Origin of the sequence: Veillonella sp. CNR 79/14, from assembly GCF_003992185.1 — a bacterium.
GTDB lineage: Bacteria > Bacillota > Negativicutes > Veillonellales > Veillonellaceae > F0422.
Map to the genome: position 1 here is coordinate 16,897 of NZ_RQVH01000006.1, position 24,999 is coordinate 41,895.

Below are 24,999 nucleotides of genomic sequence, written 5' to 3' on the forward strand. Positions count from 1 at the left end.
AGAGTAAGAACAATAAATGCCTAGTAAAATGGTATGCCTATTCACATTAGGTATTACCATCTATATCTTATACCCAGTATATGAAAAAATCATGAATGTAAGAAATTACTACCTCAATTCTTCTAATGTATCACGCAAATGATTCAACTCTGATAGGGCCTTTCCCGTTCCTAATATCACTGAATATCGAGGATGTTCCACTACATAGGCGGGACGCCCTGTTTTTTCTGTAATCATACGATCTAAGCCACGAAGCAAAGAGCCTCCTCCGGTCAAGATAATACCATGATCATTAATTTGCGCTAATAACTCTGGCGGTGTTTTTTCTAAAATACCAATAATCCCTTCAATAATATCTTGCACAGGTCTATCCAAAGCAAACTTCATATCTTTTGAGGTAATTTCCACAGCACGCGGTAATCCTGTCACACTGTGCCGACCTCTAACGATAGCACGTTCCTCTCCAGATCTTGGATCTACGGTACCCACTTCAATTTTTAGATCTTCTGCTGTCAAGGGACCTATAAGAAGCTTTTTCTTCCGCTTCATGTATTGTAGTAACGCTTCATCAAAGGTATCGCTACCGATGCGTAAACTTTCACTGACTACCACGCCAGAATCACAAATGACAGCAATATCTGTGGTACCACCGCCTATATCGACCACCATAGCGCCCACTTGTTCAGCCTTATCTAAGCCAGTGCCAATAGCGGCTGCTAGGGGTTCTTCCATAAGCACTATTTTACGAGCTCCTGCTTGTAAGAGCACTTCTAAAACAGCCCGCTTTTCCACGGGTGTAATACTGGAGGGAACACAAGCAATCATACGGGATCGAATTAGCCCAGATACAAGCACTACACGACGAATAAAGTAACGCAACATATAAGCGGTTGTATCATAATCGGCAATAACTCCCCCTTTTAAGGGCTGAATCACTTCAATGCCCTCTGGAGTTCTACCTAAAATAGCTCGCGCTTCATGACCTACGGCAATCACTTCTCTAGTATTTGTATCACAAGCCACAAATCCTGGCTCATCTAAAACTATACCTCGGCCTTTGACATACATCACTACGTTAGTGGTACCCAAATCGATACCAATATCAGTAGTCCATAAAAGGCTCATTTTTTCAAGAAATGATAGGGAGCGACTTTCTCGCTTAAAGGACGTTTGCTTGGTAGTCGTTCCTATTGGTTTTCTACGTACACGACGTTGTTTCCGTCTATCCTCTCTAGTTTGAGGCTGTTTTGGCTTACTCGTCCACCCGAACAATGTTAGCACCTATTCCTTTTAATTTTGTAACTAAATTATCATAGCCACGATCAATATGAGTCAATTGCCCCACTTTGGTCACCCCAGAAGCAGCTAAGCCTGCGCACACAAGAGCCGCACCACAACGTAAATCAGTCGCTTCTACTTCAGCACCTACCAATTGTTCAACACCGGTTACGATAGCTTTACGATCATCTACCTCAATGGAAGCACCCATTTTTTTCAACTCATCCACATGCATAAAACGATTTTCAAAGACTGTTTCCATCACAGTACTTGTACCTTTGGCAATCGTCGTCATAGCCATAAATTGAGCCTGCATATCTGTAGGGAATCCAGGGTATGGCAAGGTTTTAATAGATGTTGCTTTCAACTGTCCATTACTGATAACACGAATACCATCAATATCTTCTTCTACCGTAACACCAGCTTCTTTTAACTTAGCTACCACTGGCTTTAAATGCTCCGAAAGGGCATTTTCTACATATACATCGCCACCAGCCATAGCTGCAGCAATTAAATAAGTACCCGCTTCAATGCGGTCTGGAATCACTGTATGCACAGCACCTTTTAATTCTTTGACGCCTTCAATACGAATCACATCTGTACCAGCACCGCGAATATTAGCACCCATACTATTTAAGAAGGTAGCTAAATCAACAATTTCTGGTTCTTCTGCAGCATTTTCAATGATTGTTTTCCCTTCTGCAAAAGTCGCTGCCATAATTACATTTTCAGTGGCCCCTACACTTGGGAAATCTAAATAAATTAAATTACCTTTTAATCCTTCTGGAGCCTTTGCTTCTACAAAACCTTCTCCCATAGTGATAGTCGCACCTAGTGCTTCAAAGGCTTTTAAATGCAAATCAATAGGACGACTGCCAATAGCACAACCACCTGGTAAGGCAATACGAGCTTCCCCTTTGCGCGCCAATAAAGGTCCCATCACCAAAAAGGATGCACGCATACGACGCACTAAATCATAAGGCGCCTCTGTAGCAGAAATAGTAGACGCATCAAAAGTAATATTTTCTCCATCTTTTGTTACTTTCACACCAAGGGATGCAATCACATCACAAATAGTATGAACATCTTCCAAATCTGGAATTTCAAGCAGGGTGCTTGGAGTAGACGCTAATAAAGTCGCCGCAATAATTGGTAGTACCGCATTTTTTGCACTACTTACACGAATACGACCTTGTAGAGGCGTACCTCCTTGAATAATAAGCTTTTCCAACTGAATTCCTCCTAATCTTATCTATTGTTATCGTTCAATGGTGATACCTCATCACCTTTCAAACATGTTTTGACTGACAAACATTCATACTCTAGTATACTAAATCTTTCCTTTATGCGCAAGAAAAAGACCGTCTTATGACGGCCTTTCCTAGAATAGATGTATACTATTTATTTCACTTTCATAGAAAGCTTCTTATCCAATCGATGGATAGTATCTACAAAACGAACAGTTCCTGTTTTATAGCGCATCACTACGGAGTGAGTACGAGCACCACCTGGGAAGTATTTAAGAGAAGATAATACATTTCCTTCTGTGATGGCTGTAGCGGAGAAGATAACATCATCACCACTTACTAAGTCATCAATGGTCAATACTTTGTTCAAATCAGTGATTCCCATTTCATGACAACGACGAATTTCTTCATCTGTAGCTGGTTTTAAACGAGCTTGCATATCGCCACCTGTACATTTTAAAGCAGCTGCTGCTAATACCCCTTCTGGAGCTCCACCAGTACCCACAACCATATGAATGCCAGAACCTTCTAACCCACATTCCATAGCTGGGTTCACATCACCGTCCGTGATCAAACGAATCCGAGCCCCTGCAGCACGACATTCATCCATCAAACCTTGATGACGTTCACGATCCAACATAACTACTGTTAAATCATCAATAGCACGTTCCATTTTAGCAGCTACACGGCGCAAATTTTCAGTCATGGATTCATTCAAGTCGATCACACCTTTGGCGCGTGGTCCTACACACAATTTTTCCATATACATATCTGGAGCATGCAATAAACCGCCTTTTGGTGCAATGGCCAATACAGCAATGGCACCATTTTGACCTTTTGCAATTAGATTCGTGCCTTCAATAGGGTCTACGGCGATATCTACTTCTTCTCCGCCTGCCCCAACACGTTCACCAATGTACAACATTGGCGCTTCATCAATTTCACCTTCTCCAATCACAACGGTACCAGAAATTGGTACTGTATCGAAGGTTTGGCGCATACCATCAACAGCTAATTGATCCGCTGCATCTTTGGCTCCACGACCACATAAACGACCACTTTTTAATGCCGCTGCTTCTGTAACACGAACAAACTCTAAGGCTAATGTGCGATCCATTTTGATCCTCCCACTTATGTCTACTATTTATTGGCTGCTTCCCAATCCGCTAGAAAACGTGCTAATCCTGCATCTGTTAATGGATGTTTCAAGGATTGTTGTAACACATTAAACGGCACTGTAGCAATATGTGCACCTGCTTTGGCACATTGTGTCATATGCATTGGCGTACGAACGCTAGCTGCAATGATTTCTGTTGAAATATTATGAATCATAAAAATTTCAGCAATGTCTTCGATTAATTGGATTCCGTCCATAGAAATATCATCTACACGACCAACGAAAGGGCTTACATAGGTAGCACCTGCACGAGCTGCCAATAATGCTTGGTTAGCAGAGAAAATCAATGTTACATTCGTTTTAATTCCCTCTTTAGAAAGCACAGCTACTGCTTTTAACCCCTCTGCTGTCATTGGCACTTTAATCACTACATTATCACCCAACTTAATTAATTCATGGGCTTCTTTCACCATTTCTGGTGCTGTTGTAGCAATGACCTCTGCACTCACTGGTCCCTCTACAAGATCAGCAATTTGTTGAATCACTTCGTGTAAGTCACGTTTTTCTTTCACGATTAAAGACGGGTTTGTTGTTACCCCTGCAATAAAGCCCATTTCATAGGCTGCTTTAATATCATCAAAATTAGCTGTATCAATGAAGAATTTCATAGCGGACTCCTTTCTAAGCCTCTGGATGAATATGAGTTAAACCACCCATATATGGTTGAAGCGCTGTTGGAATGCGTACAGAGCCATCTGCTTCTTGATTATTTTCCAAAATCGCAGCCACTGTACGACCTACAGCTAAACCAGATCCATTTAATGTATGTACAAATTCTGGTTTACCTTTTTGTTCACGACGGAATTTAATATTACCACGACGTGCTTGGAAATCCGTCATGTTTGAGCAAGAAGAAATTTCACGATATACCCCTTGGCTTGGCATCCAAACTTCGATATCGTACGTTTTAGCAGAACCAAATCCCATATCACCTGTGCACAATGTAATAACACGATGTGGTAATTCTAACGCTTGCAAAATACTTTCTGCTTGCGCTGTTAACGTTTCTAATTCTGCAAAAGATTCTTCTGGTTTTGCAAATTTCACTAATTCTACTTTATTAAATTGATGCTGGCGGATTAAGCCACGTGTATCACGGCCAGCAGAACCTGCTTCGGCACGGAAACAAGCCGTAAATGCTGTATAATATTTAGGCAATTCATCAGCTGTCAAAATTTCATTGGCATGATAGTTTGTCAATGTAACTTCTGCGGTCGGAATGAGGAAGTAATTTTCCCCTTCCACTTTATACATATCTTCAGCAAATTTTGGCAACTGACCTGTATTCGTCAAGGTTTCACGAGTGACAATGTAAGGCGTCATCATTTCTGTGAAGCCAGCACTACCATGCATATCTAACATAAAGTTAATCAATGCCCGTTCTAATCGTGCACCAATCCCTTTGTAAATAGTGAAACGAGCACCACTTTCTTTAGCAGCTCTTTCAAAATCTAAAATTCCTAAGGATTCTCCTAGATCCCAATGCGCTTTTACGTCAAAGTCGAAAGAGCGAGGTGTACCCCAACGGCGTTGTTCGATATTTTCGTTTTCATCAGCCCCTACTGGTACAGAAGCATCACACATATTAGGTAACATCAAAGCCACTTGTTGTAATTCTGTTTCCACGTCACGCAATTTAGTATCCAATGCACCGATTTCATCACCTACACGTTGCATTTCTGCAATTTTATCATCTGCATTTTCTTTATTGCGTTTTAATTGGCTGATTTCTGCCGTTACTGCATTACGCACTGCTTTCAATTGTTCTACTTCTTGGATGATAGCGCGTCTTTCATCGTAGAACTTCACAAAGCTAGCTAGGTCGCCTGTTGTATGACGACGATCTAAGTTTTCTTGTACCGTTTCAATATTCTCACGGACAAATTTTAAATCCAACATAATCATGACCTCATAGAATTCATTTAAGTACTTAATTAATCTACCTTTAATATTAGCACATTTGCTATTACTTTTCTACCTTAATAGGCATTTACTTGGGCAATTTCCCCTTACCCTTTCTCCATCTCTGAAAGGATAACAAAACAGCGACCAAACTCATTTCTGTTTAGTCGCTGTCCATCTACGCACCTCACAACATCCTGTGCGTATACATATATTATTCTTCTGCTGTTTCTTCCTCTTCTACTTTCACCGCTTCTGGTTTCATGAGAGGGAATAACAATACATCACGAATGGATGCAGAGTCCGTTAAGAACATGACTAGACGGTCGATACCGATACCCAAACCTGCAGTTGGCGGCAAACCGTATTCCAAAGCTGTGACAAAGTCTTCATCCATACGATGGGCTTCATCATCACCCGCTTCACGTTCTTTTAATTGATTTTCAAAACGTTGTTTTTGATCGATTGGGTCATTTAACTCGGAATAGCCATTTGCCAATTCACGACCATAAATAAAGATTTCAAAACGTTCTGTAGTCAATGGTTTCTCACGATTTTGTTTTGCTAGTGGGGAAATTTCAACTGGATGTCCATATACTACAGTTGGTTGCATCAAGTTTTCTTCTACATATTCTTCAAAACACAAATTCATGATTTTACCAATACCATCGGCTTCACCATATTCTACATTTAAGCGATCTGCAATTGCACGTGCTTCACTCAAGGTTTCAATAGCATCAAAGTCTTCCCCAGTGTATTGTTTAATACCTTCTTGCATAGTGATGCGATTCCATGGTGGAGTCAAATCAATATCCATGCCTTGGTAGTTAATTTTTGTTGTACCAAGTACTTCTTGTGCACAGTAGGAAACAACCCCTTCTGTCAATGCAATAGCATCTTCAAAGTTACCATAGGCCTGGTAGGATTCCATCATAGTAAATTCTGGATTATGACGAATAGATACGCCTTCATTACGGAAAGAACGGTTAATTTCATATACGCGCTCTAAACCGCCAACGATCAAACGTTTTAAGTATAATTCAGGGGAAATACGCATATAGATATCAATGTCTAAGGCATTATGATGCGTAATGAATGGGCGTGCTGCCGCACCGCCCGGAATAGCATGCATCATAGGAGTTTCTACTTCCATGAATTGCTTGCTGTTTAAATACTCTCTAATTTTCGCTACGATTTTCGTACGTTTTACAAATGTATCACGAACGCTTGGATTTACAATTAAATCCACATAGCGTTGGCGATAGCGAAGTTCTGTATCTTTCAACCCATGCCATTTTTCTGGTAATGGACGAAGGGATTTAGACAATAAAGTCAATTTGTTGACTTTCACTGTAATTTCGCCTTTTTGTGTTTTAAACACATGGCCCTCGATACCTACAATATCTCCCATATCAAGCATTTTTACATATTTGTAATCCTCTTCTCCCATAACATCTTTACGGAAGTATACTTGAATATCGCCAGATAAATCGCGCAAATTAGCGAAGGCTGTTTTACCATGAGAACGAATTGTCATCAATCGACCAGCAATCACTACTGGTTGACCATCAAAATCACGGAATTCATCCTTAATTTGGAGTGCCTTATGTTGAACAACAAATCGTTGTCCAAATGGATAGATATTATCCTCTTCATATTGCGCCAACTTTTCGCGGCGTACCAACATTTGATCGTTTAAATCCAATTGTTCTGGCACATGTTTTTCTTCGCTCATGAGGGGCCTCCTTATACTTCTTTACCCTTATTGAATGCTTAATATTTTGAAACTCACCATACCATCTGGTGTATTCACTTCTACTTTGTCACCTTTCGCTTTTCCTAAAATCGCCACGCCTACAGGGGATTCATTAGAAATACGATTGTTGAAAGGATCTGCTTCAGAAGAACCTACAATAGTGTAGTCTAATTCTTCATTAAACTCTTCGTCTAACAAAGTTACTTTACTACCTACTGTCACTGTATCGCCTTTTACATTTTCATCAATGATTTTAGCTGTATTAATTTTATTTTCCAATTCAATAATGTGACCTTCGATGAAAGCTTGTTCGTTTTTCGCATCATCATATTCAGAGTTCTCTGAAATATCACCGTAGGAAATAGCAATTTTAATACGCTCTGCCACTTCGATTCGACGTACAGATTTATAATAATTTAATTCTTCTTCCAGCTTCTTCAACCCTTCGGCTGTAAGTAAGGTTTCTTTTACCTCTGCCATGTATGTCTCTCCATTTCTATTCCTCATATACAGAAAACAGTGCCACATGACACTGCCTCCCTTATGAAAAAGTTACTTAAATTTCTTATTAACAATAGCTATAATTATACTGACTTCTCTTGTAAATGTCAATGTGAAAGCCTATACTTGTACGACACACATGGAGTTTACCCTATTTTTTATAGACACTTTCATAGATAGCTAACGCATCCTTAGGTGTAAGATTACTATATGCTGTAGGATAACGAACACAACTATTAGCAATATCCGATAAGGATTCTTTTGGAATCCCTACTTCTTCCAAAGTAGATGGCGCACCTATTTCTTTGAAATATGTTTCTAAGGCTTCGATACCAGCTAATGCATAGTCTGTATCACTCATAGTGCCTTGTTCAATGCCCCACACTTCCTTAGCAAAACGCATCAACCGCGCTGTAGCATTGGGCAAAATCCAACGCAAATACGCTGGATGCATAATCGCCAGACCTGCGCCATGAGGAATATCATAAAAAGCTGACAGGGCGTGCTCTAAGGCATGCGTCATCCAGTCTTGATCTTTGCCTAATCCTAAGGAACGATTCAAGGCTAAGGTAGCACCCCACATAATGTTAGAACGAGCTTCATAATCTTCTAAGTATTCCATGGATTTCCTGCCATTGCGCACGATATTTTTAAAAATTCCCTCGATGGCAGAATCTGTCACATTATCATCATCAGGTGTAGATACATATTGTTCCAATAAATGGGACAACATATCTACGATGCCATAGGCAACTTGCTCTCGCGGTAACGTGTAGGTATAGGTAGGGTCTAACATAGAAAATTGTGGAAACAAAGCCGGTCCATAACCGCTTAATTTTTTCTGTGTTTCCCAATCTGTAATAACACCGCCATTATTCATTTCACTGCCAGTAGCTGCCATAGTTAATACTACACCAAATGGCAATGCCTCCATCACAGGCTGATGGTCTAAAAAGAAAGTTTGCCAAAAGTCAACCGTATCTGGTAAGGTAGCACCACCTGCAATGAATTTAGTGCAATCAATAACAGAACCACCACCGACGGCTAGAATAAAATCAATATTATGTTCTTTGCATAAAGCAATCCCTTCACGCACTTTCGTAGTTCGTGGATTTGACATAATCCCACTTAACTCAAACACTTCCTTACCAGCTTGTTGTAAGGCTTCTTTTACCGTATGATAAATACCATTCTTTTTAATACTACCTCCACCATAAGTAAGTAGCACTCGTGTTCCGTAGTGACTTAATTCAGCTGCTAGTGATTCCTTCACACAGTCTTTGCCAAACACTATTTTGGTTGGGTTATGGTAAATAAATGATTTCATTCGACCCTTGTCTCCTTACTATTAAATACGCCTATCGATGATAGAATGAATAGGCAATTGTTCTTTCATAGACTGTATCTGCTTTAGTCTTGCTTTCACCATTCATATTGATATCATTCGGCACAAATTGTGGCTCAATGGCAATGCCTGCATGACTGCCATAATGACGTTCTCGGCCATCTTCATCCAACCAATTTCCTGTATATACCTGAAAGTGTGGCGCATCTGTATGGAATACCGCTGTCACATCCTTACCTTGTAACACCGCAAAAGGCACAACAGAATCTACTGTTTTACTTCCCTCTACTGGAGCCGTTACAAAATCATGGTCATATCCCTTATATTGACTTAGATCATCAGCATAATAGTCCAATGCCTTTTGTAGATCCATACCATTTCTAAAATCAAATGGTGTTCCATCCACTGATGCTGGTTCCAATTGCGGGATTTGATGGTCTCCAAATGGCATATACTGATGGGCTCCTAATTCTAATACATGGTTCGATAAGTCACCTTCTCCATGCAGATTAAAGTATACATGATTCGTTAAGTTCACAAAGGAATCTTCAGAGGTTGTGTACACATACGTGACTACTAACGTCTGCTCTACCAATCTGAATACCGCTTCTACATAGAAATCACCTGGAAATCCATCTTCTTCAGAAGTAATAGAATGAGAGAGATATACCACTGTATCAGAACAATTTTCCTCCACTGCATCCCATAGACGATGCCCAATATTTCCTTTCCCACTATGCAATAAGTTGGGTCCATTGTTAGCTGTTAGTTGATGAACTGTACCATTCCACGTATAGGCTGCATTGGCAATACGATTCGCCACACGGCCTACGGTAGCACCCAGTTGTCCATGCTTTGTTTCATAGTCTTGTGCAGAATCATAACCCAATGCTAAATGGCGCTGCAACACTTTATCATAAACAGCGACAATGGTGGCACCATAATTACTGATTTGTACTCGTAGTACTTCATTTTCTATTGTATATACATGAGCCTCTTGGCCTGTTTGTAAGTGTCCAAAAGATTCTACTTTCATCATAACTCCTAACCTCCGATACGCCACATAGGACGTTCCACTTTTTCAATGGAATTTCCATCATGACTCGCGTATCGACCTTGTAATGCCTCTTCAATGCAATGCAATATAGTTTGTGGTGTACCGCCATTTTGTATAAGTCCACGCAAGTCTAAATCTTCATCACGCAACAAACATAAGCGTAGCGATCCATCTGCAGTGAAACGAATGCGATTGCAAGAAGAACAATATTGATTGGACAAAGGAAAAATAAAGCCAATTCGTTGTCCATCTGGCAATTGGAAGTATTGAGCTGGTCCAAATCCCAATCGGTCTGTGACTGGAGTTAACTCAGATCCCACAATGCGTTCAATCTGCTCCTTCCACTCTCCAAAGGTTGGCACATGACTTTGTTTCCCTTGGAATGGCATATATTCAATAAATCGCCAGACCACATCCCACTCTTTTCCATAATGCAACAAGGTTTCCACTTCTTTGTCAGAAAATGGCGCTTGCACTACAGTATTAATCTTTATGTTTTGAAAGCCTGCAGTTTTTGCAGCTTCTATACCACGAAGCACACCAGCTAATTGTCCATTGCGACCTACAGCTTTGGCAAAACCCTCTTCTTCCACAGAGTCTAAACTAATATTTAATCGCTGTACCCCTGCTGTAAATAAACGTTTCGCCTGAGTTTCTAATAGACTACCATTGGTAGTCATAGAAATATCGGAAAACCATTGGCTCTCTTGTATACGCTCTAACAACTCATATAAATGTGGATACAATAATGGTTCTCCCCCAGTTAAGCGCAAAGCTTTGATGCCTCCTAAGTGCAATGCCTCTAACAAAGGCAACCAAAAGCTTGGCGGCAACACAGGCGCCATAGCTTCTGTAATCTCCTGAGGCCGACAATAGGCACAACAAAAATTACACGCTTCCGTTAAGGAGATACGTGCATACTCAATGACACGCCCTTGGCTATCACGCATTGACTGGCTCCTCAACAATACGTACTGCATCACCTACTTGAATCTTTCCGCCTTCTAGCACACGGCCAAATATCCCTTGCGTAGGCATAATGCAACTTCCTACTTGTTGCATAATTTCACAACCTTGATGACACTCTTTGCCGATTTGTGTAACCTCTACGATAGTCTTACCTAAGGCTAATTTAGTACCCACTGGCAATTGAAATAAAGTCAAGCCTTCTACAGTAATATTTTCTGCAAAATCACCAGGGTTCACATCAGCACCGCTTTTACGCATTAATTCGATACTTTCAATACCAAGCAAGCTCAATTGACGATGCCATGGGCCTGCATGAGCATCTCCTTCAATACCATGATTTACTACTAACTCCGCTTCAGGGATGTTTGTTTTCTTTTGTCCTTTTGCTCTGCTAATTGAAATAGCAATAATTTTTGCGTCCATTATATCTCCTTAGATTATTATATTTAAAATTACCTATATAGTTTCTATTATATCACGTTTGTATAGTAAATCTATAACAAAAAGCACGCCCTTCCAGAAAGCAATCCATATGTTTGCATTTCTAAAGACGTACTCTTTATTTTATATTCTTTAAACTAATTATCTTTTTATATCCCTCTGACCTAAACCATTAAAAACCATATTTAATACGACCGCCAAAATACTACCAAAGGTAATACCACTTTCAAAAATAATCTTCGCAGCTGGTGGAAAGTTATGATAAAACTGTGGAGCTCCAATAGGAATCATAGCCACACCAATACTCAATGCTACAATCATCAAATTATGATTATTTTCGTAATCTACCTTTCCCAAAGAGCGAATGCCGCTAGCAATAATCATGCCAAACATGGCAATCCCTGCACCTCCAAGCACTGGGCTAGGAATGGATGCCACTACGGCTGCTAATTTAGGAAACAGTCCTAAGACCATCAAAATCATACCAGATGTAGCTACTACGAAACGGCTTTTCACATTAGTCACTGCAATTAATCCAATATTTTGAGCAAAAGCTGTATAAGGAAAACTATTTAAAAAACCACCTATGCATGTAGATAATCCATCCGCTTGTAAACAAGAACTTAATGTTTTCTTATCCACTTTTTTATCTACAATTTCACCTATGGCAATGGCATCTCCTGTAGTCTCTACCATACATACAGACATAACTACAAGCATAGCGATAATGGAGCTTATATCGAAGGTAGGCATACCGAATGCAAGCGGTGTCACTAAGCCTAACCAATCCGACTGAGTCACCTCAATAAAATTCACTTCCCCTAAGGCATACGCAATCATAGTACCACCTAATAAGCCAATAAGAACTGACAAATTACTTAAAAATCCTGTAGTAAAACGATTTACTAAGACTACAATGAGCAATGTTAATCCTGCCAACCATAAATTTGTGGAACTTGCGTAATTAGGATCTTCTGGAGATACGCCGGCAATCCACATAATCGCGACAGGCATCAAACTAATGCCGATAATCGTAACGATAGTCCCCGTTACCACTGGTGGAAACAATCGAATGAGACGACTAAAATAAGGGGCGATGAAAAAGGTAAATATCCCCGCCACTATAATAGCTCCATACACAGCTGGTAAACCATGTTCTGTTCCTATAATAATCATAGGTGCTACAGAGGCAAAAGTAACTCCTTGAATCATCGGAATTCGCGCACCCACTGGTCCTATCCCTATGGTTTGAATCAACGTAGCAATACCACAAGCAAATAGGTCAGCATTTATGAGGCGAATCAAATCTGGAGTAGATAAACCTAAGGCATTCGCCAGAATGATAGGAACGGCTACAGCCCCTGCATACATAGCCAATACATGTTGTAAACCATAGGAAAACAACTTAGGTAGGGGTAAGATTTCATCAACAGGATGCACCTGTTTAGCACTTTCACTCATGCCATTTCTCCATTCTTCAATACATTTTATTAAGAAGTTATGCTAATTATAATACTTTTATATTAAATCATAACTTATATAATTTGTCAAAAAGATAGCCTACTCATCAAGAGTAGGCTATATCTTATTTAGCTTTATATCCTTTTACAGTTGGATTATGATCTTTCATAGCTTGTTCTAAGCCGAAAATAACCATCTCATTCATATATGTACGCAATTCATCATTTTGTACTTTTTCAGCATGACGTGCTAATATGCCTAAAAACTCAGCTTTATAAGTTTCCACTTGATCACCAGCTACAAAGCGATGTCCATTTAAATAGTTTTGATAATCCATATATAGGCTATTCAATACTGTTGTGCCATAGCTATCTTGTTTCCAGCGATGGCTATCGATATAAAAGTTTTTACGTACATTCATATAATACAGAGCATTCTTTACATCCAACTGGCCAGCAGAAACAACTTGGTTTGTTTGTAATTCAAATAATTGTTTACTATGTGCTTGTCCATAGTTTGCAAATGTATTGACTACTTGTTTTACTTCCCAATTTGGACTTTGTACAGAAACACCAGATTGCATATCAGCTATCACAGCTACCCCTTCTTGTACTGGCAACATCAATGGGTCTTGTGCTGCATACGCAGTTTGCCCCAATGCAATAACACCTAATATGGCAGCTCCTGCTATCCAACGTTTACTTTGTTTTTTCATATAAAAGCTCCTTTCAGTATTTCATTCTATATCCCTATTATACAGATTGTACCTCTTTTATTCAATGAGCAATTGTATATTCATTTAGTCTATTATATTATATTCTATCCATCAAAGTATATGTCTTGACTTTTATCAATCCATCAAGTACCATAAGAGTAACTATGATAATATCTATCATTATCGTTTTACTGTGGAGGTGACCATGAAGTATTTTGAATTAGAAGCACTGCCTTACCCTGACCATGCCTTAGAACCGATTATCAGCAGAGAAACACTCACATTTTTGTATACCCAGGTGTACAGCCATGCCATATCTTCACTTAATGAACTAGTTGAAGAGTGTCCTGACCTTCGCTTTGGTCATATTGACTGTCTGTTAGGAGGCCTAAGCCATGTACCACAAGAAATTCGACAAGATATTCAGCGTTATGGTGGAGCCTATAAGAATCTAACCTTATTTTTGCACACGTTGACAAGCCCTAATACAAGTACCATCAACGGACCAATCAAAGATGCTATCAACCGCTCTTTTGGGTCCTTCGAAACATTCCAACAGCAGTTTACGAAGGAGGCTCACGCCCATATTGGTAATGGTTGGACTTGGCTTGTCATCAACCCAGACAATACCCTTTCTATTACGTCCACAAAAGAACAAAACAATCCAATTATGGATATGCAAACTGCCATTTTAGGCATCAATATGTGGGATTACATGTATCCCTCATCTAACCGTCAAACCTATATTGATGCCTTCTTCACCATTGTGAATTGGAAGATTGTGAACCACATCTATGAAGAAACATTAAAAAGTCCAAATCGTTTTGGCCACGAATAAAACAAATAAAAAGCTGTCATCACCTCGTTGTGTATGACAGCTTTTTTCTATTCTTCTGGTACGGTGCCCACATGGACTGCTACAATGCCACCTGTAAGTTCAAAATACTTAGCATCTTGTAGCCCCACATCTTTAAAAATTTGAAGAACACCTTCTTGCCCCACATAACGGCGCAATGATTCTGGCAGCCATGCATAAGATGATTGATCTCGGCTCAATTTCCCCAACACAGGCAGAATCTTTTCAAAGTATATATAATAGGCTTGTTTAAACCCAAACATAGTAGGCTTTGCCAATTCCAAAGTAACTACTTTGCCACCTGGTTTAACAACACGTTTCATTTCACGAATCGTTTGTTCAATGCTTGGCACATTGCGCAAAGCAAAACCAGATACAGCACCATCAAAGGTATTGCTATCATAAGGTAAATCCATAGCATCCCCTTGGGTCAAGGTCACTCGATCTGTATACCCTTCTTTCTCTAATCGATTTTGTCCCACCGCTAACATTTCAGGACTAAAATCAAGTCCTTCCACATGTAAAGACGGAATTTCTTGTAATGCTGTTTTTGTTAACATACAAGTACCACAAGCAATATCCGCTAGTAGCATACCTTCCGTTAATTCTAATTGTTCTATAGCAAATCTACGCCACCGTGCATCTTGGTTAAAACTCAATAATGTATTCATCACATCATAATGCTTCGCAATATGAGAGAATACATCTTGCACGTAAGCTTTTTTATCTTCATGTGTTTTAAATTCCACAATATACCTCCAGTTATTTATACTGTTATTCATTATACACGAATGGATGAGGATATTCCATAATTTGTGATTTTTTTCTCTTGCCAAAAGTATATATTCCGTTTATAATGTCTTTATGTCTTTTATGAGTAGATATTTGTACTCGATTTTAAGTATTTATAAGTATAAGGAGTTTTCTATGAGGGCATTATTTCAATTCATCAATAGATTTAGCCTCATCCAGCAAATCTGCATAGGTCTCTTAATCGGCACTGGTATTGCCGTATGGTCTCCAGAAAATGCTGTGAAGTTATCTTTATTAGGTACCATCTTCGTAGGTGCATTAAAAGGTGTAGCACCTGTATTAGTATTTTTCTTAGTCATCGCAGCAGTCAGCCGTCATCGTTCCGGTCAAAAAACTGGTATGCGTTCCATCATCGTATTGTACTTAATCGGCACATTTGCATCTGCAGCTATCGCCGTAGCAGGTAGTTTCTTATTCCCTACGACTTTGCTATTAACAGCGTCTCCAGCTGATACAGCACCTCCTAGTGGTATTACTGCAGTACTTTCTACTTTATTAACTAATATTGTAGAAAATCCTGTGAAAGCCATTTTAAGTGGTAACTATATCGGCATTCTTGGTTGGGCTTTACTATTTGGTTTCGCTCTTCGTCATGCAGCAAATGAAACAAAAGATGTGATGGCTTCCATCTCTGATGCGATTACATTGGCTGTACAATGGATTATTAAATTTGCTCCTCTTGGTATCATGGGCTTAGTAGCTCAATCTATCGGTGAAAATGGGTTAGGCGCTTTACTGACTTACGGTAAATTGTTATTAGTCCTATTAGGATGTATGTTTGCGGTAGCGCTCATCATCAATCCATTGATCGTAGCTATCGTTATGAAACGTAATCCATATCCATTGGTATTCCGCTGTCTTCGTGAATCTGGTGTTACAGCCTTCTTCACTCGTAGTTCCGCTGCGAACATTCCAGTTAACATGGATTTAGCAAAACGTTTAGGCATTACACCTGATACCTATTCCATTTCCATTCCATTAGGCGCTACTATCAACATGGGCGGTGCAGCTATTACCATCACTGTTATGGCATTGGCAGCTGTATCTACATTGGGTATTCAAGTAGATCTAGCGACAGCAATCTTACTTAGCATTATCGCTACCATCTCCGCTTGCGGTGCCTCCGGTGTAGCTGGTGGTTCACTCTTATTGATTCCATTAGCTTGTTCCCTATTCGGTATTTCCAATGATGTAGCTATGCAAGTGGTAGGTGTTGGTTTCATCATCGGCGTTATCCAAGACTCCACCGAAACAGCATTAAACTCTTCTACAGATATCTTATTTACAGCAGCTGTAGATTATGCGCGTCACGGCTACCCAACGGACAAAGTATAAACGTATACTTCACACATACTGTTTGAAAGGTCTATTTGTTCTTTGGTATGGGATGCCCAATAGAATTTATAATTACATATGGCTTATGAAAGTAAGCCCTAAAAAGGACTGGTACGATCTGTACCAGTCCTTTCTTATTTGTGTCATTACTTATATTGTAAAGCAAACTGAATAATATACTTCCTCTTATACCCCAGTGTATCCGTGTACTACATTCGGTTTCACTACGAATGTTGGCAGTACCGCTTCTACTAATTGGCTTAATTTTTGTGAAAGTTCCTCTTTCGTATATTTCACATCATGCGGTACTTGTACGTCAAAACTAATCTTTCTATGTTCCATATCAATTCGAATATCGTATAAAGAAAAACTGTCATCATAGGCTTGAATCACTGCCACTAAACGTTGTTGCAAAGCTAGGGTTTGCTCATTAACAACGATTGGATCCATATGAATGGTCAATTTTAACTGTAATTCTTTCAAAGCTTGTCGTTCTACACGATCAATCATATTATGGATGGTCATCGCATCTTGTTTCGCATCTACTTCTACGTGGATAGAAGCATACTCGTGGCCTGGACCATAATCATGAATCATTAAATCATGAGTTCCTAAAATACCAGCCTTAGATTCTACAAAATTAATAATCTCTTGTACACGGTCTGCAGTAGGTTCAAATCCTAATAAACGATCTGTCGCTTCTTTCAGCACTTCAAAACCAGCTTTGGCAATGATGAGTGCCACAATTAAGCCTAAATACCCATCAACGCTCAATTGGAATATACCGCCCAACAATAATCCAATAGCAATCGCTGCCGTCGCCCATACATCGGATAAAGCTTCTTTCCCATTGGCACGCAAGATAGGAGAATCAATACGATTACCAATGGAACGCAAAAAGAAGGATAACCAAATCTTTAAAGCCATAGCACCCAACATTACAGCCAAAGCAGACATGGAAAACTCTACTACCTCGGGATTCATAATGTGCTCTACCGCTTCAATACCTAATTGAGCCGCTACAACAAACAGTAAAATAGAAAAACCAATGGATAATAGATATTCCATTCGACCATGTCCGTATGGATGCTCTGCATCTGCTTTACGGCCAGATAATTTAAAACTCAAAAAGGATACTAAAGATCCCCCTGCATCAGCCACATTATGGATAGCATCACTAATCATGGCAATGGAGCCGATAAGAAAACCAATGATTAACTCCCCTAAACAAACTAACACATTTACCACAATACCGGTGATACTCGCCATAATCCCATATTGTTGGCGTACATTAGTATCTTTGACTTCATCTTTATTTTTTACAAATAAACGGATTAATACTTCTGTCATACTACACCTCTTTTATCTATTTAACATATACTCACAATTCTACCCCATTCTAATCTGCTATATCACAGAGGTAGCTTTTTATTCTCATTTACTTTCTCATTATATACCATTATTTAACTATTATCAACTATAATTTTAATTGAGAATCTTTGATTTCAAAATAGTTATAACCTATGTCATATACTCATACAATAAGGTAGGCTATATTTTTTATACTATATTACACCTCTAGCATTACTAGCACATCATACTCATATCTGCCTATACAGAATAAACATATTCTGATTATAGGTACTGTAAGCAATATCAATTATAACTATGCAGTAGAGCAAAAAAACTGCAGTGATAGTATTCCCATCACTACAGTTTTTAGTAAATATCTTATTAATAGATTACCATTTATGTTCGTAGAATACTTGCGTCCACATAGACACTTCTGACAATGTTGGATGTGGAGCCATAGCCTCGCCAATGGAGATAACAGATTGTGGATCCAAGTACCGTGTCAAACCTTGTGCACGTAGTTCTTTCGTTGTATTAGAACCGATTTCTTCATGAACAGGAACTAATTTCACTTCACCACTATTCATTAAATGTACATATGGTTGGAACAAGATCGATGCTTGTGGTCCCACGATATGAGCCCCTAATAGACGATTCGTAGCTTTATCTACCACTACCTTGATAAATCCATCATGTACATCACCTTTGTCAATACCAAGAGCCATACCTTTAGCAGAGTTAGAATAATGGTTGATACCAATCCCTACATCATAACCAGCCTCTTTGGCTTCTGCTTCAGTCATACCAACACGACCTACTTCTGGATACGTGAACGTCACCATAGGAATCAAATCATAGCGTGCCCAACGATAGTCTGTTGGAGATGTAGCACGATATAAATTATGAGAGATAATATCCCCTTCATAGTTGGCACGATGACGGAAGGCTGCATTACCATTCACATCACCTAATGCATAGACACCTTCTACAGATGTTTCTAAAAATTCATTAGTTTTAATCCAGCCACCTGGTAATTGCTCAATATGAGTATTTTCTAGGTGCAAATCTTCTACAGACGGAGCAATCCCAGTAGCCACCAAAATTTCATCTACACGGATTTCAGATACTTCACCTGTAGTACGGTTTTTCACAGTGATTACTTTATCACCATTATCCACACGTACATTATCACATACAGTATCTGTTAATACGTTCACTCCAATGGCTTTCATTTCTTCTAAAATATGAGCAGAAATAGCTTCATCTTCTTTTGGTAACAAACGCACATTGCGCTGGATTAACGTCACTTCCGTACCTGCTGCGGCAAAAACGCCTGCAAATTCTGTACCAATAGGACCACCACCAAATACAGCTAGTCGTTTATATGGTACTTTTGGATATTCATTGCCAAAGAATTTCTCACTGGTAATGTATCCTGCTTCTTCTAAGCCATCTACATGGTTCACTTTAGAATGACCGCCTGTGCCAATGATAATAGTAGGTGCTGTAATTTCTTCTGTTTTTGTACCATCTTGCAATGTTACATATAATACTTTATCACTTACAAATGTAGCTGCTCCATGGTATACATCAGCATTATCAAAGCTTTCATAGAACTCTTTAACCCCTTTGCTTTTATTGATAGCTTTCCAAACCCGTTCACTCACTACATCCCAGTTAAGAGTCGGTGTGGCAGTTTCTACACCAATTTTTTTCCAACCATGGCTTTCATGTACCACATCTGCTGCCGTAACCATTACTTTTGTTGGAATACAGCCACGTGTTAAACAAGTACCACCAAATCCTGTTTTTTCAATAACAGCTACACGTTTACCTGCTTTTAATGCCGCATCAGCTACTAAGCTAGCACCACCAGTACCAATTACGATTACATCATATTGTTTCATTTACGTCATCCTTTCTAAACCAATGGATAATCTTTATTCTTTGTATATAGTATATCATACATCGACTATTTTAGATATGAGAATTTTTACTATTTTCCACTGGCAATAGAATCTAACAATCCAATATACGTTTCTTTTGTTAAAGGAGCTTCAAAGTTTTCTAAAATTTCTTCCGCAACCTGTGCCTCATCATATAATAAATCAACAATAGTCATGGCTAAGGCTTGAGCCGTTTTAATATAGGCTACATCTGGTACGGTAATATTATATTCCGCACTATGGAGCACCCCTTCAATACATCCCACCCAAGGGTGGATAACAGGCATTAAATGGGATACATCGCCCATGTCAGTACTTGCTGTCATATGCACCCGTTGACGTACATTGTCTGTACCAAATAGCGGTTCTGAGTTAGACCGCAATAAACTGTTCATATCTGGATTATCACGCATCGGTAAATAGCCCGGTAGATCATGAATCACACAAGTAGCCCCCACTGCATCTCCGCCAGCTTTCAAGGCACGATTGACACGTTGATTCCCATCCACAATAGCTTGTACATTAGAAGCACGCACATAGCTTTCAACTTGCACATAATCTGGTACACAGTTGACCAAGGTTCCCCCTTGATTAATGATAGGATGGAAACGGAAATAATCGCTCTCTTTGAAAGTCTCACGAATAGCATGTACTCCCATCACCCCCATCAAAGCTGCATTTAATGCGTTAATCCCTTCATGAGGAGATGCCGCTGCATGGGCAATTTTACCATGGTATTCAATCAGTTTTGCCACAAATCCATTGGAGGTACTACCTAAGTTCATTTCTCCCGTAGGTGTGTCCGCTGTTTCCACATGCATTTGCATAGCCATATGGATATCATCAAAAGCTCCTTCATAAATCAGCTGTTGTTTACCACCTAAGTATTTAATCGTTCCTTTTTCACGCAATGTATTGCGATAATCCACTTCAATCATCTCTTCTGCTGGCACAGCAAATAAAACTACATCCCCACCAAGAGCTTCCATAACGCCTTCCGCTTGTAAGCCCATGGCTACTGCAAATAAATTGGCAATTTGCACATTATGTCCACAACAATGGGCTGCCCCTGTCATAGGATCTGCCTTTGGATGACGGTGACATACGATGGCATCCAATTCACCGATCATGGCGACAGTTTTTTTAGATTTACCACCATGCAAACGACCTTTCACACCTGTAATAGCATGACCAGTCGTAAAAGGAATCCCTAGCTCTGTAAACATATCTTGTACTTTTTGAGATGTTTTATGCTCTTTATAGCCCAATTCTGGTTCATCCATAATGGCGCTAGCTAATGCACGCAATCGACCTTGACCTGCCACAATGGCATCACATACACGTTGTTTTACTTCTTCTTTCGTTAACATAATCGGTCTCCTTTTACATTGTATGAAAATACCTTTCACTAAAAGATATCTATGTATAACTCTTGAACTCTATTGTACCATGAAATCAAAAAGAGAGTTGATAGAAAATCCTCAACTCTCTTTCATTCGGTTCAACTATAACCTATATGGTTATATTCAAGTTTAAATCACACCTTGCATATGTAATACAAAATGAGCTACTGCAGCAGCACAAATAAAGGTACCTGCCGTTACCGCTAAGGCTACTGGAATAATTCTCCAAGATAGACGACGGAATGCTCCTAAGTCTTTTCCCAAGGAGAGACCTGCATAGGCTAATACTGGTGTGGTTGTAGCCAAGAATGTTACTTCTTTTGTTTGTGCAATAATCCATGCTTGCCCTGGCATGATTGGCAAGGAGGCAATGACACCTACTAAAGACACCCAGAAGACCATAGGGAATCGATTAGCTAATGGCAAATAGGAAATAATCGCACCAATAATTGCTAACCCAGCAATCACAAAGACCCCTACAAGGCTTGGGCCCAATAGATGCTTGCCATCAATGATATTACCCAGAGCAGTCATAATAGCTGCAATGCATATAACAATGACAAATTGTGTAATTTTTTCACTCATAGTCATCTTATTGTCCCTCCTCTGCCAAATCTTGTTCACGTGTACGACCTGTAAAGAAATTATATGTTTTTTCCATCACAGGCAAAGATACGAAAATACCAAAGTAAACGCCTAGTACAGTAGTCAGCAAATTCGCTGCCCCTGCTAAAGCTGCAATTTGAGCTTCATATTCTGGATATACTGCAATGATAGGGGCAGTAGAAGCAGCCATCATACTAGCACTACCTACACCCGCACCCATAGCCAAGGCCAGTGGATGGAACCAACCCATTTGAGCAAAAAATCCTGCTAGTACAGACGCCCACATAGCACCAATCAATACGCCACAAATATACATGCCCATAACGCCACGGCCTTCAGGAGAGCTAAAGCCAAATTTATCAATGATAATCGCTACATTAGGTTCCCGGTCTACAGAGTAACAAGCACCCACCGCTTCACGGCGCATTCCTACTAATAATGCCACTGGCAAGCCGAATAAAATAGTACCAAAGAAATGGCCTAACTCTTGTAACATAAGAGCCAACCCAGCAGTAGAAAGAATTTCTAAATTAGGACCAATCCCTAAGCCTACTTTAACCATTAAGAGCATCACTGCAATCCCAAGATAATCCGCTGATTTTTCCATGGTTTCTACTGTTAAAATTTTGAATGATGGAATGGATACAAACAAACCCATAATCAACGCGTAGAGAAGTGGTAAGAATACCACAGCTCCAAATCGTTGGATTCCGATCATTTCTGCAATGATGGTAATCACAAGAGCCAATGCATGTAATTTCCAGTTTTGTAATACTTGCATACAATACCTCCTATACTAATAACTATAACTATTTCTTTATTATAGTAAAGTTTAACGTGCACGGTCAATGTGTGAGTGATTCCGAATTAGCAATAGGGTTGCAAAAATAAAATAAGAGGTGAATAGATGTACTATCCACCTCTTATGATTAAGAGCTAGTATATTGAGTTATCATATGCCGTATAGTTGGCTTATGCGTTTACTAATGCTTTTCCTAATGCTTCACATTGTTCTTTACCAGAATCATCAGGTTCTCCCATAACTGGTAATTTGTCAACTACAACGCCATTCGCGCCTTCTACGCGACCAGCCCAGTCATCTAACCAAGAGCCACCCCAACCATAGGAGCCAAACAATACTACTTTTTTACCTGCCAATTTAGGTTCTAATGCTTCATAGAATGGTGCAAATTCACCGTCTTCCAATTCTTCAGCACCCATGTCAGCGCAACCTAATGCTAATTTTTCATAATTAGCAGCTTCATCAGCAGTGATTTCAGAAACGGATTTTACTACCACTTCTTGACCAGCATCAGCGATGCCTTTACCTACAGCTTCTGCCATTGCAGCTGTATTACCTGTTCCAGACCAATAAATTACAGCGATCATAATGTTACCTCCTAGCATGCCGTTACGGCAACCAAAGACTCTAAAGATTTTCCTTTATTCAACTGTGCATGACAATAGTCACGACACATTCGAAAACAATGAAATGCGTGCATAGCTGACGCTTGATTTCCATACACCTTCCAGTCGCCACAGACTTTATAGCCTGCTCCGCGGAATTGGATAAACGCTTTTACATCTTCTAATGGATATCCTAAAAACACACCGATTTCATGAGGAAATACGTCGCTCATTTCAATACGATCACGCAAATGTAATAACCAATCTGCCAAAGTTTCATAGGATTCATATCCATAATTTTGTAAAAATGCTAGCACCTCAGGTTGTCGCAAATAGTCCTCAAGCATACGTTCACGAAATACGAGTAATAATTTTCGTTTATCACAATGGCACAATTCATAAAAGAATAGACCTTTTTGATTAAATTTATCATTATACTCATGTGTTTTTTCTACCATCTTAGCCCCTAAATGCTGAGGTAAAGCAACAAGATTTGCCACTTTAATACCTCGAATCGCGGGCGCACAATGGTAACCGATAATCTGCTCGATGGATTCCATTTGTTGTACCTGCCTTTTTACTTATTTTGGGGAGAACACTTGCTCTCACAGCAAATAGATAATCCGGATATATATCATCTCGAAAGATGAATCAAAATAATGAAAATTATTTCTATTATTTTAATACAAATAATCCTACTATATGTCAATAAGCATGAGAAGTTTTTTCATTTAAAGCAAAAAAGTTGCACTCTTTGAAAGATAGGTATTTCATACTACTCATAGTCAATACTATTCTTCAAAGTTTGCAACTTTTCTTTATAATAAATACTGTAATTGTTTTCTCAGTGCTGCATCTTGCACATTCGTCATGACATATTTCACTCGTGGGGCTCCTGTACTATCTGACAAGAATGTAATTTGCAGATACATAGGATATTCCACTTGCTTAAACCATGTATTTACAATGATTTCACCTGCATATACATGTTTTCTTACTTCTCGAAATGGGACAATCACTTGGAATGATTCAGGGTGTTCTTTTACATATGAATCATAGTCCTGAATCATAGCGACTGTATATTTAAACCCTACAGGGGCTGATGTAGGATTCCAACCACCTTGCTTAGGACCAAATCCATATAGCAAGGTGCCTTCACCATAACGGGCATAGTAATAATTGTTATTTTGTTTATCCATCAGCATGTAGGACTCACTTGTATCAATACCAATTTGTCGTAGTCCCTCTTCCAATGACTGTGGCATACCACTAGAAATAATACTAGCACTACTCCCTGCTTGCACAAGCATAGTAGCCGGCCATCTATCTGATACCGTATTGGATGCTTCCACACCAATCTTGCTGCCAACTAGCATACACACAAGCGTACATAGCCATACAAAATATGTTATTTTTCTATTCATTATATCC

At 39.4% G+C, this 24,999-nt stretch carries 24 protein-coding genes; 2 read left to right on the forward strand and 22 right to left on the reverse strand.

The features are described from left to right. Positions 1 to 108: 108 nt before the first annotated feature. From EO119_RS03385 to EO119_RS03445, 13 genes are all read right to left on the reverse strand, one after another. Complete coding sequence (locus tag EO119_RS03385) at positions 109 to 1,281, reverse strand: rod shape-determining protein (protein ID WP_126940699.1); 1,173 nt, start codon at positions 1,279 to 1,281, stop codon at positions 109 to 111. Then, positions 1,253 to 2,509 (reverse strand): UDP-N-acetylglucosamine 1-carboxyvinyltransferase, encoded by a 1,257-nt coding sequence (gene murA, locus EO119_RS03390; protein ID WP_009353806.1) that lies wholly within the window; start codon positions 2,507 to 2,509, stop codon positions 1,253 to 1,255. Before murA ends, EO119_RS03385 begins: the two co-directional genes overlap by 29 nt. A gap of 170 nt (positions 2,510 to 2,679) precedes the next feature. Next, a complete protein-coding gene (gene glpX, locus EO119_RS03395; protein ID WP_009353805.1) occupies positions 2,680 to 3,642 on the reverse strand; it encodes a class II fructose-bisphosphatase in 963 nt (320 codons plus the stop codon). A gap of 23 nt (positions 3,643 to 3,665) precedes the next feature. Next, a complete protein-coding gene (fsa, locus tag EO119_RS03400) occupies positions 3,666 to 4,310 on the reverse strand; it encodes a fructose-6-phosphate aldolase (RefSeq protein ID WP_009353803.1) in 645 nt (214 codons plus the stop codon). Positions 4,311 to 4,323: 13 nt separating this feature from the next. After that, positions 4,324 to 5,601, reverse strand: a complete 1,278-nt coding sequence (gene serS / locus EO119_RS03405; protein WP_126940700.1) for a serine--tRNA ligase — start codon at positions 5,599 to 5,601, stop codon at positions 4,324 to 4,326. A gap of 217 nt (positions 5,602 to 5,818) precedes the next feature. Further along, positions 5,819 to 7,339, reverse strand: a complete 1,521-nt coding sequence (gene lysS, locus EO119_RS03410) for a lysine--tRNA ligase (protein WP_009353797.1) — start codon at positions 7,337 to 7,339, stop codon at positions 5,819 to 5,821. 27 nt (positions 7,340 to 7,366) lie between these two features. Continuing rightward, positions 7,367 to 7,840 (reverse strand): transcription elongation factor GreA, encoded by a 474-nt coding sequence (gene greA, locus EO119_RS03415; RefSeq protein ID WP_062401428.1) that lies wholly within the window; start codon positions 7,838 to 7,840, stop codon positions 7,367 to 7,369. Between the two features lie 172 nt (positions 7,841 to 8,012). Then, the gene (locus EO119_RS03420; protein ID WP_126940701.1) at positions 8,013 to 9,188 is read right to left on the reverse strand and encodes an iron-containing alcohol dehydrogenase; all 1,176 of its coding nucleotides are present in this window, start codon (positions 9,186 to 9,188) and stop codon (positions 8,013 to 8,015) included. Between the two features lie 31 nt (positions 9,189 to 9,219). Then, positions 9,220 to 10,242: an aldose epimerase family protein gene (locus EO119_RS03425; RefSeq protein WP_164725670.1), complete on the reverse strand. Its 1,023-nt coding sequence runs from the start codon at positions 10,240 to 10,242 to the stop codon at positions 9,220 to 9,222. A gap of 8 nt (positions 10,243 to 10,250) precedes the next feature. Continuing rightward, entirely contained in the window at positions 10,251 to 11,213 is a 963-nt protein-coding gene (locus tag EO119_RS03430) for a GTP 3',8-cyclase MoaA (protein ID WP_126940703.1), read from the reverse strand. Beyond that, a complete protein-coding gene (locus tag EO119_RS03435; RefSeq protein ID WP_038144922.1) occupies positions 11,206 to 11,658 on the reverse strand; it encodes an MOSC domain-containing protein in 453 nt (150 codons plus the stop codon). The genes EO119_RS03430 and EO119_RS03435 overlap by 8 nt, the downstream gene beginning before the upstream one ends. Before the next feature lie 156 nt (positions 11,659 to 11,814). Beyond that, a complete protein-coding gene (locus EO119_RS03440) occupies positions 11,815 to 13,134 on the reverse strand; it encodes a nucleobase:cation symporter-2 family protein (RefSeq protein ID WP_126940704.1) in 1,320 nt (439 codons plus the stop codon). Positions 13,135 to 13,258: 124 nt separating this feature from the next. Next, positions 13,259 to 13,849, reverse strand: a complete 591-nt coding sequence (locus EO119_RS03445) for a hypothetical protein (RefSeq protein WP_126940705.1) — start codon at positions 13,847 to 13,849, stop codon at positions 13,259 to 13,261. Positions 13,850 to 14,054: 205 nt separating this feature from the next. Here EO119_RS03445 and EO119_RS03450 point away from each other — a divergent pair, with 205 nt between their 5' ends. Next, positions 14,055 to 14,687: a superoxide dismutase gene (locus EO119_RS03450; protein WP_126940706.1), complete on the forward strand. Its 633-nt coding sequence runs from the start codon at positions 14,055 to 14,057 to the stop codon at positions 14,685 to 14,687. 47 nt (positions 14,688 to 14,734) lie between these two features. Here the strand turns inward: EO119_RS03450 and EO119_RS03455 are convergent, their stop codons facing one another. After that, entirely contained in the window at positions 14,735 to 15,454 is a 720-nt protein-coding gene (locus EO119_RS03455) for a ubiquinone/menaquinone biosynthesis methyltransferase (RefSeq protein WP_240632815.1), read from the reverse strand. A 178-nt stretch (positions 15,455 to 15,632) separates the two neighbouring features. Here EO119_RS03455 and sstT point away from each other — a divergent pair, with 178 nt between their 5' ends. Continuing rightward, entirely contained in the window at positions 15,633 to 16,853 is a 1,221-nt protein-coding gene (gene sstT / locus EO119_RS03460) for a serine/threonine transporter SstT (RefSeq protein WP_009353062.1), read from the forward strand. Between the two features lie 186 nt (positions 16,854 to 17,039). On the opposite strand, the gene EO119_RS03465 is transcribed toward sstT, so the two are convergent. From EO119_RS03465 to EO119_RS03500, 8 genes are all read right to left on the reverse strand, one after another. Beyond that, positions 17,040 to 18,203 (reverse strand): cation diffusion facilitator family transporter, encoded by a 1,164-nt coding sequence (locus EO119_RS03465; protein ID WP_240632816.1) that lies wholly within the window; start codon positions 18,201 to 18,203, stop codon positions 17,040 to 17,042. A 392-nt stretch (positions 18,204 to 18,595) separates the two neighbouring features. Next, positions 18,596 to 20,113, reverse strand: coding sequence for an NAD(P)/FAD-dependent oxidoreductase (locus tag EO119_RS03470; protein WP_126940708.1), 1,518 nt, complete (start codon positions 20,111 to 20,113; stop codon positions 18,596 to 18,598). Between the two features lie 89 nt (positions 20,114 to 20,202). Beyond that, complete coding sequence (locus EO119_RS03475) at positions 20,203 to 21,522, reverse strand: amidohydrolase (protein ID WP_126940709.1); 1,320 nt, start codon at positions 21,520 to 21,522, stop codon at positions 20,203 to 20,205. A gap of 162 nt (positions 21,523 to 21,684) precedes the next feature. Beyond that, a complete protein-coding gene (locus EO119_RS03480; RefSeq protein ID WP_038144458.1) occupies positions 21,685 to 22,146 on the reverse strand; it encodes a hypothetical protein in 462 nt (153 codons plus the stop codon). 1 nt (position 22,147) lies between these two features. Further along, a complete protein-coding gene (locus tag EO119_RS03485; protein ID WP_009353070.1) occupies positions 22,148 to 22,942 on the reverse strand; it encodes a DUF3100 domain-containing protein in 795 nt (264 codons plus the stop codon). A gap of 191 nt (positions 22,943 to 23,133) precedes the next feature. Then, entirely contained in the window at positions 23,134 to 23,550 is a 417-nt protein-coding gene (locus EO119_RS03490) for a flavodoxin domain-containing protein (RefSeq protein WP_009353092.1), read from the reverse strand. A gap of 11 nt (positions 23,551 to 23,561) precedes the next feature. Further along, the gene (locus tag EO119_RS03495; RefSeq protein ID WP_126940710.1) at positions 23,562 to 24,128 is read right to left on the reverse strand and encodes a DUF3793 family protein; all 567 of its coding nucleotides are present in this window, start codon (positions 24,126 to 24,128) and stop codon (positions 23,562 to 23,564) included. A gap of 258 nt (positions 24,129 to 24,386) precedes the next feature. After that, positions 24,387 to 24,992 (reverse strand): hypothetical protein, encoded by a 606-nt coding sequence (locus EO119_RS03500; RefSeq protein ID WP_126940711.1) that lies wholly within the window; start codon positions 24,990 to 24,992, stop codon positions 24,387 to 24,389. Positions 24,993 to 24,999: the final 7 nt, after the last annotated feature.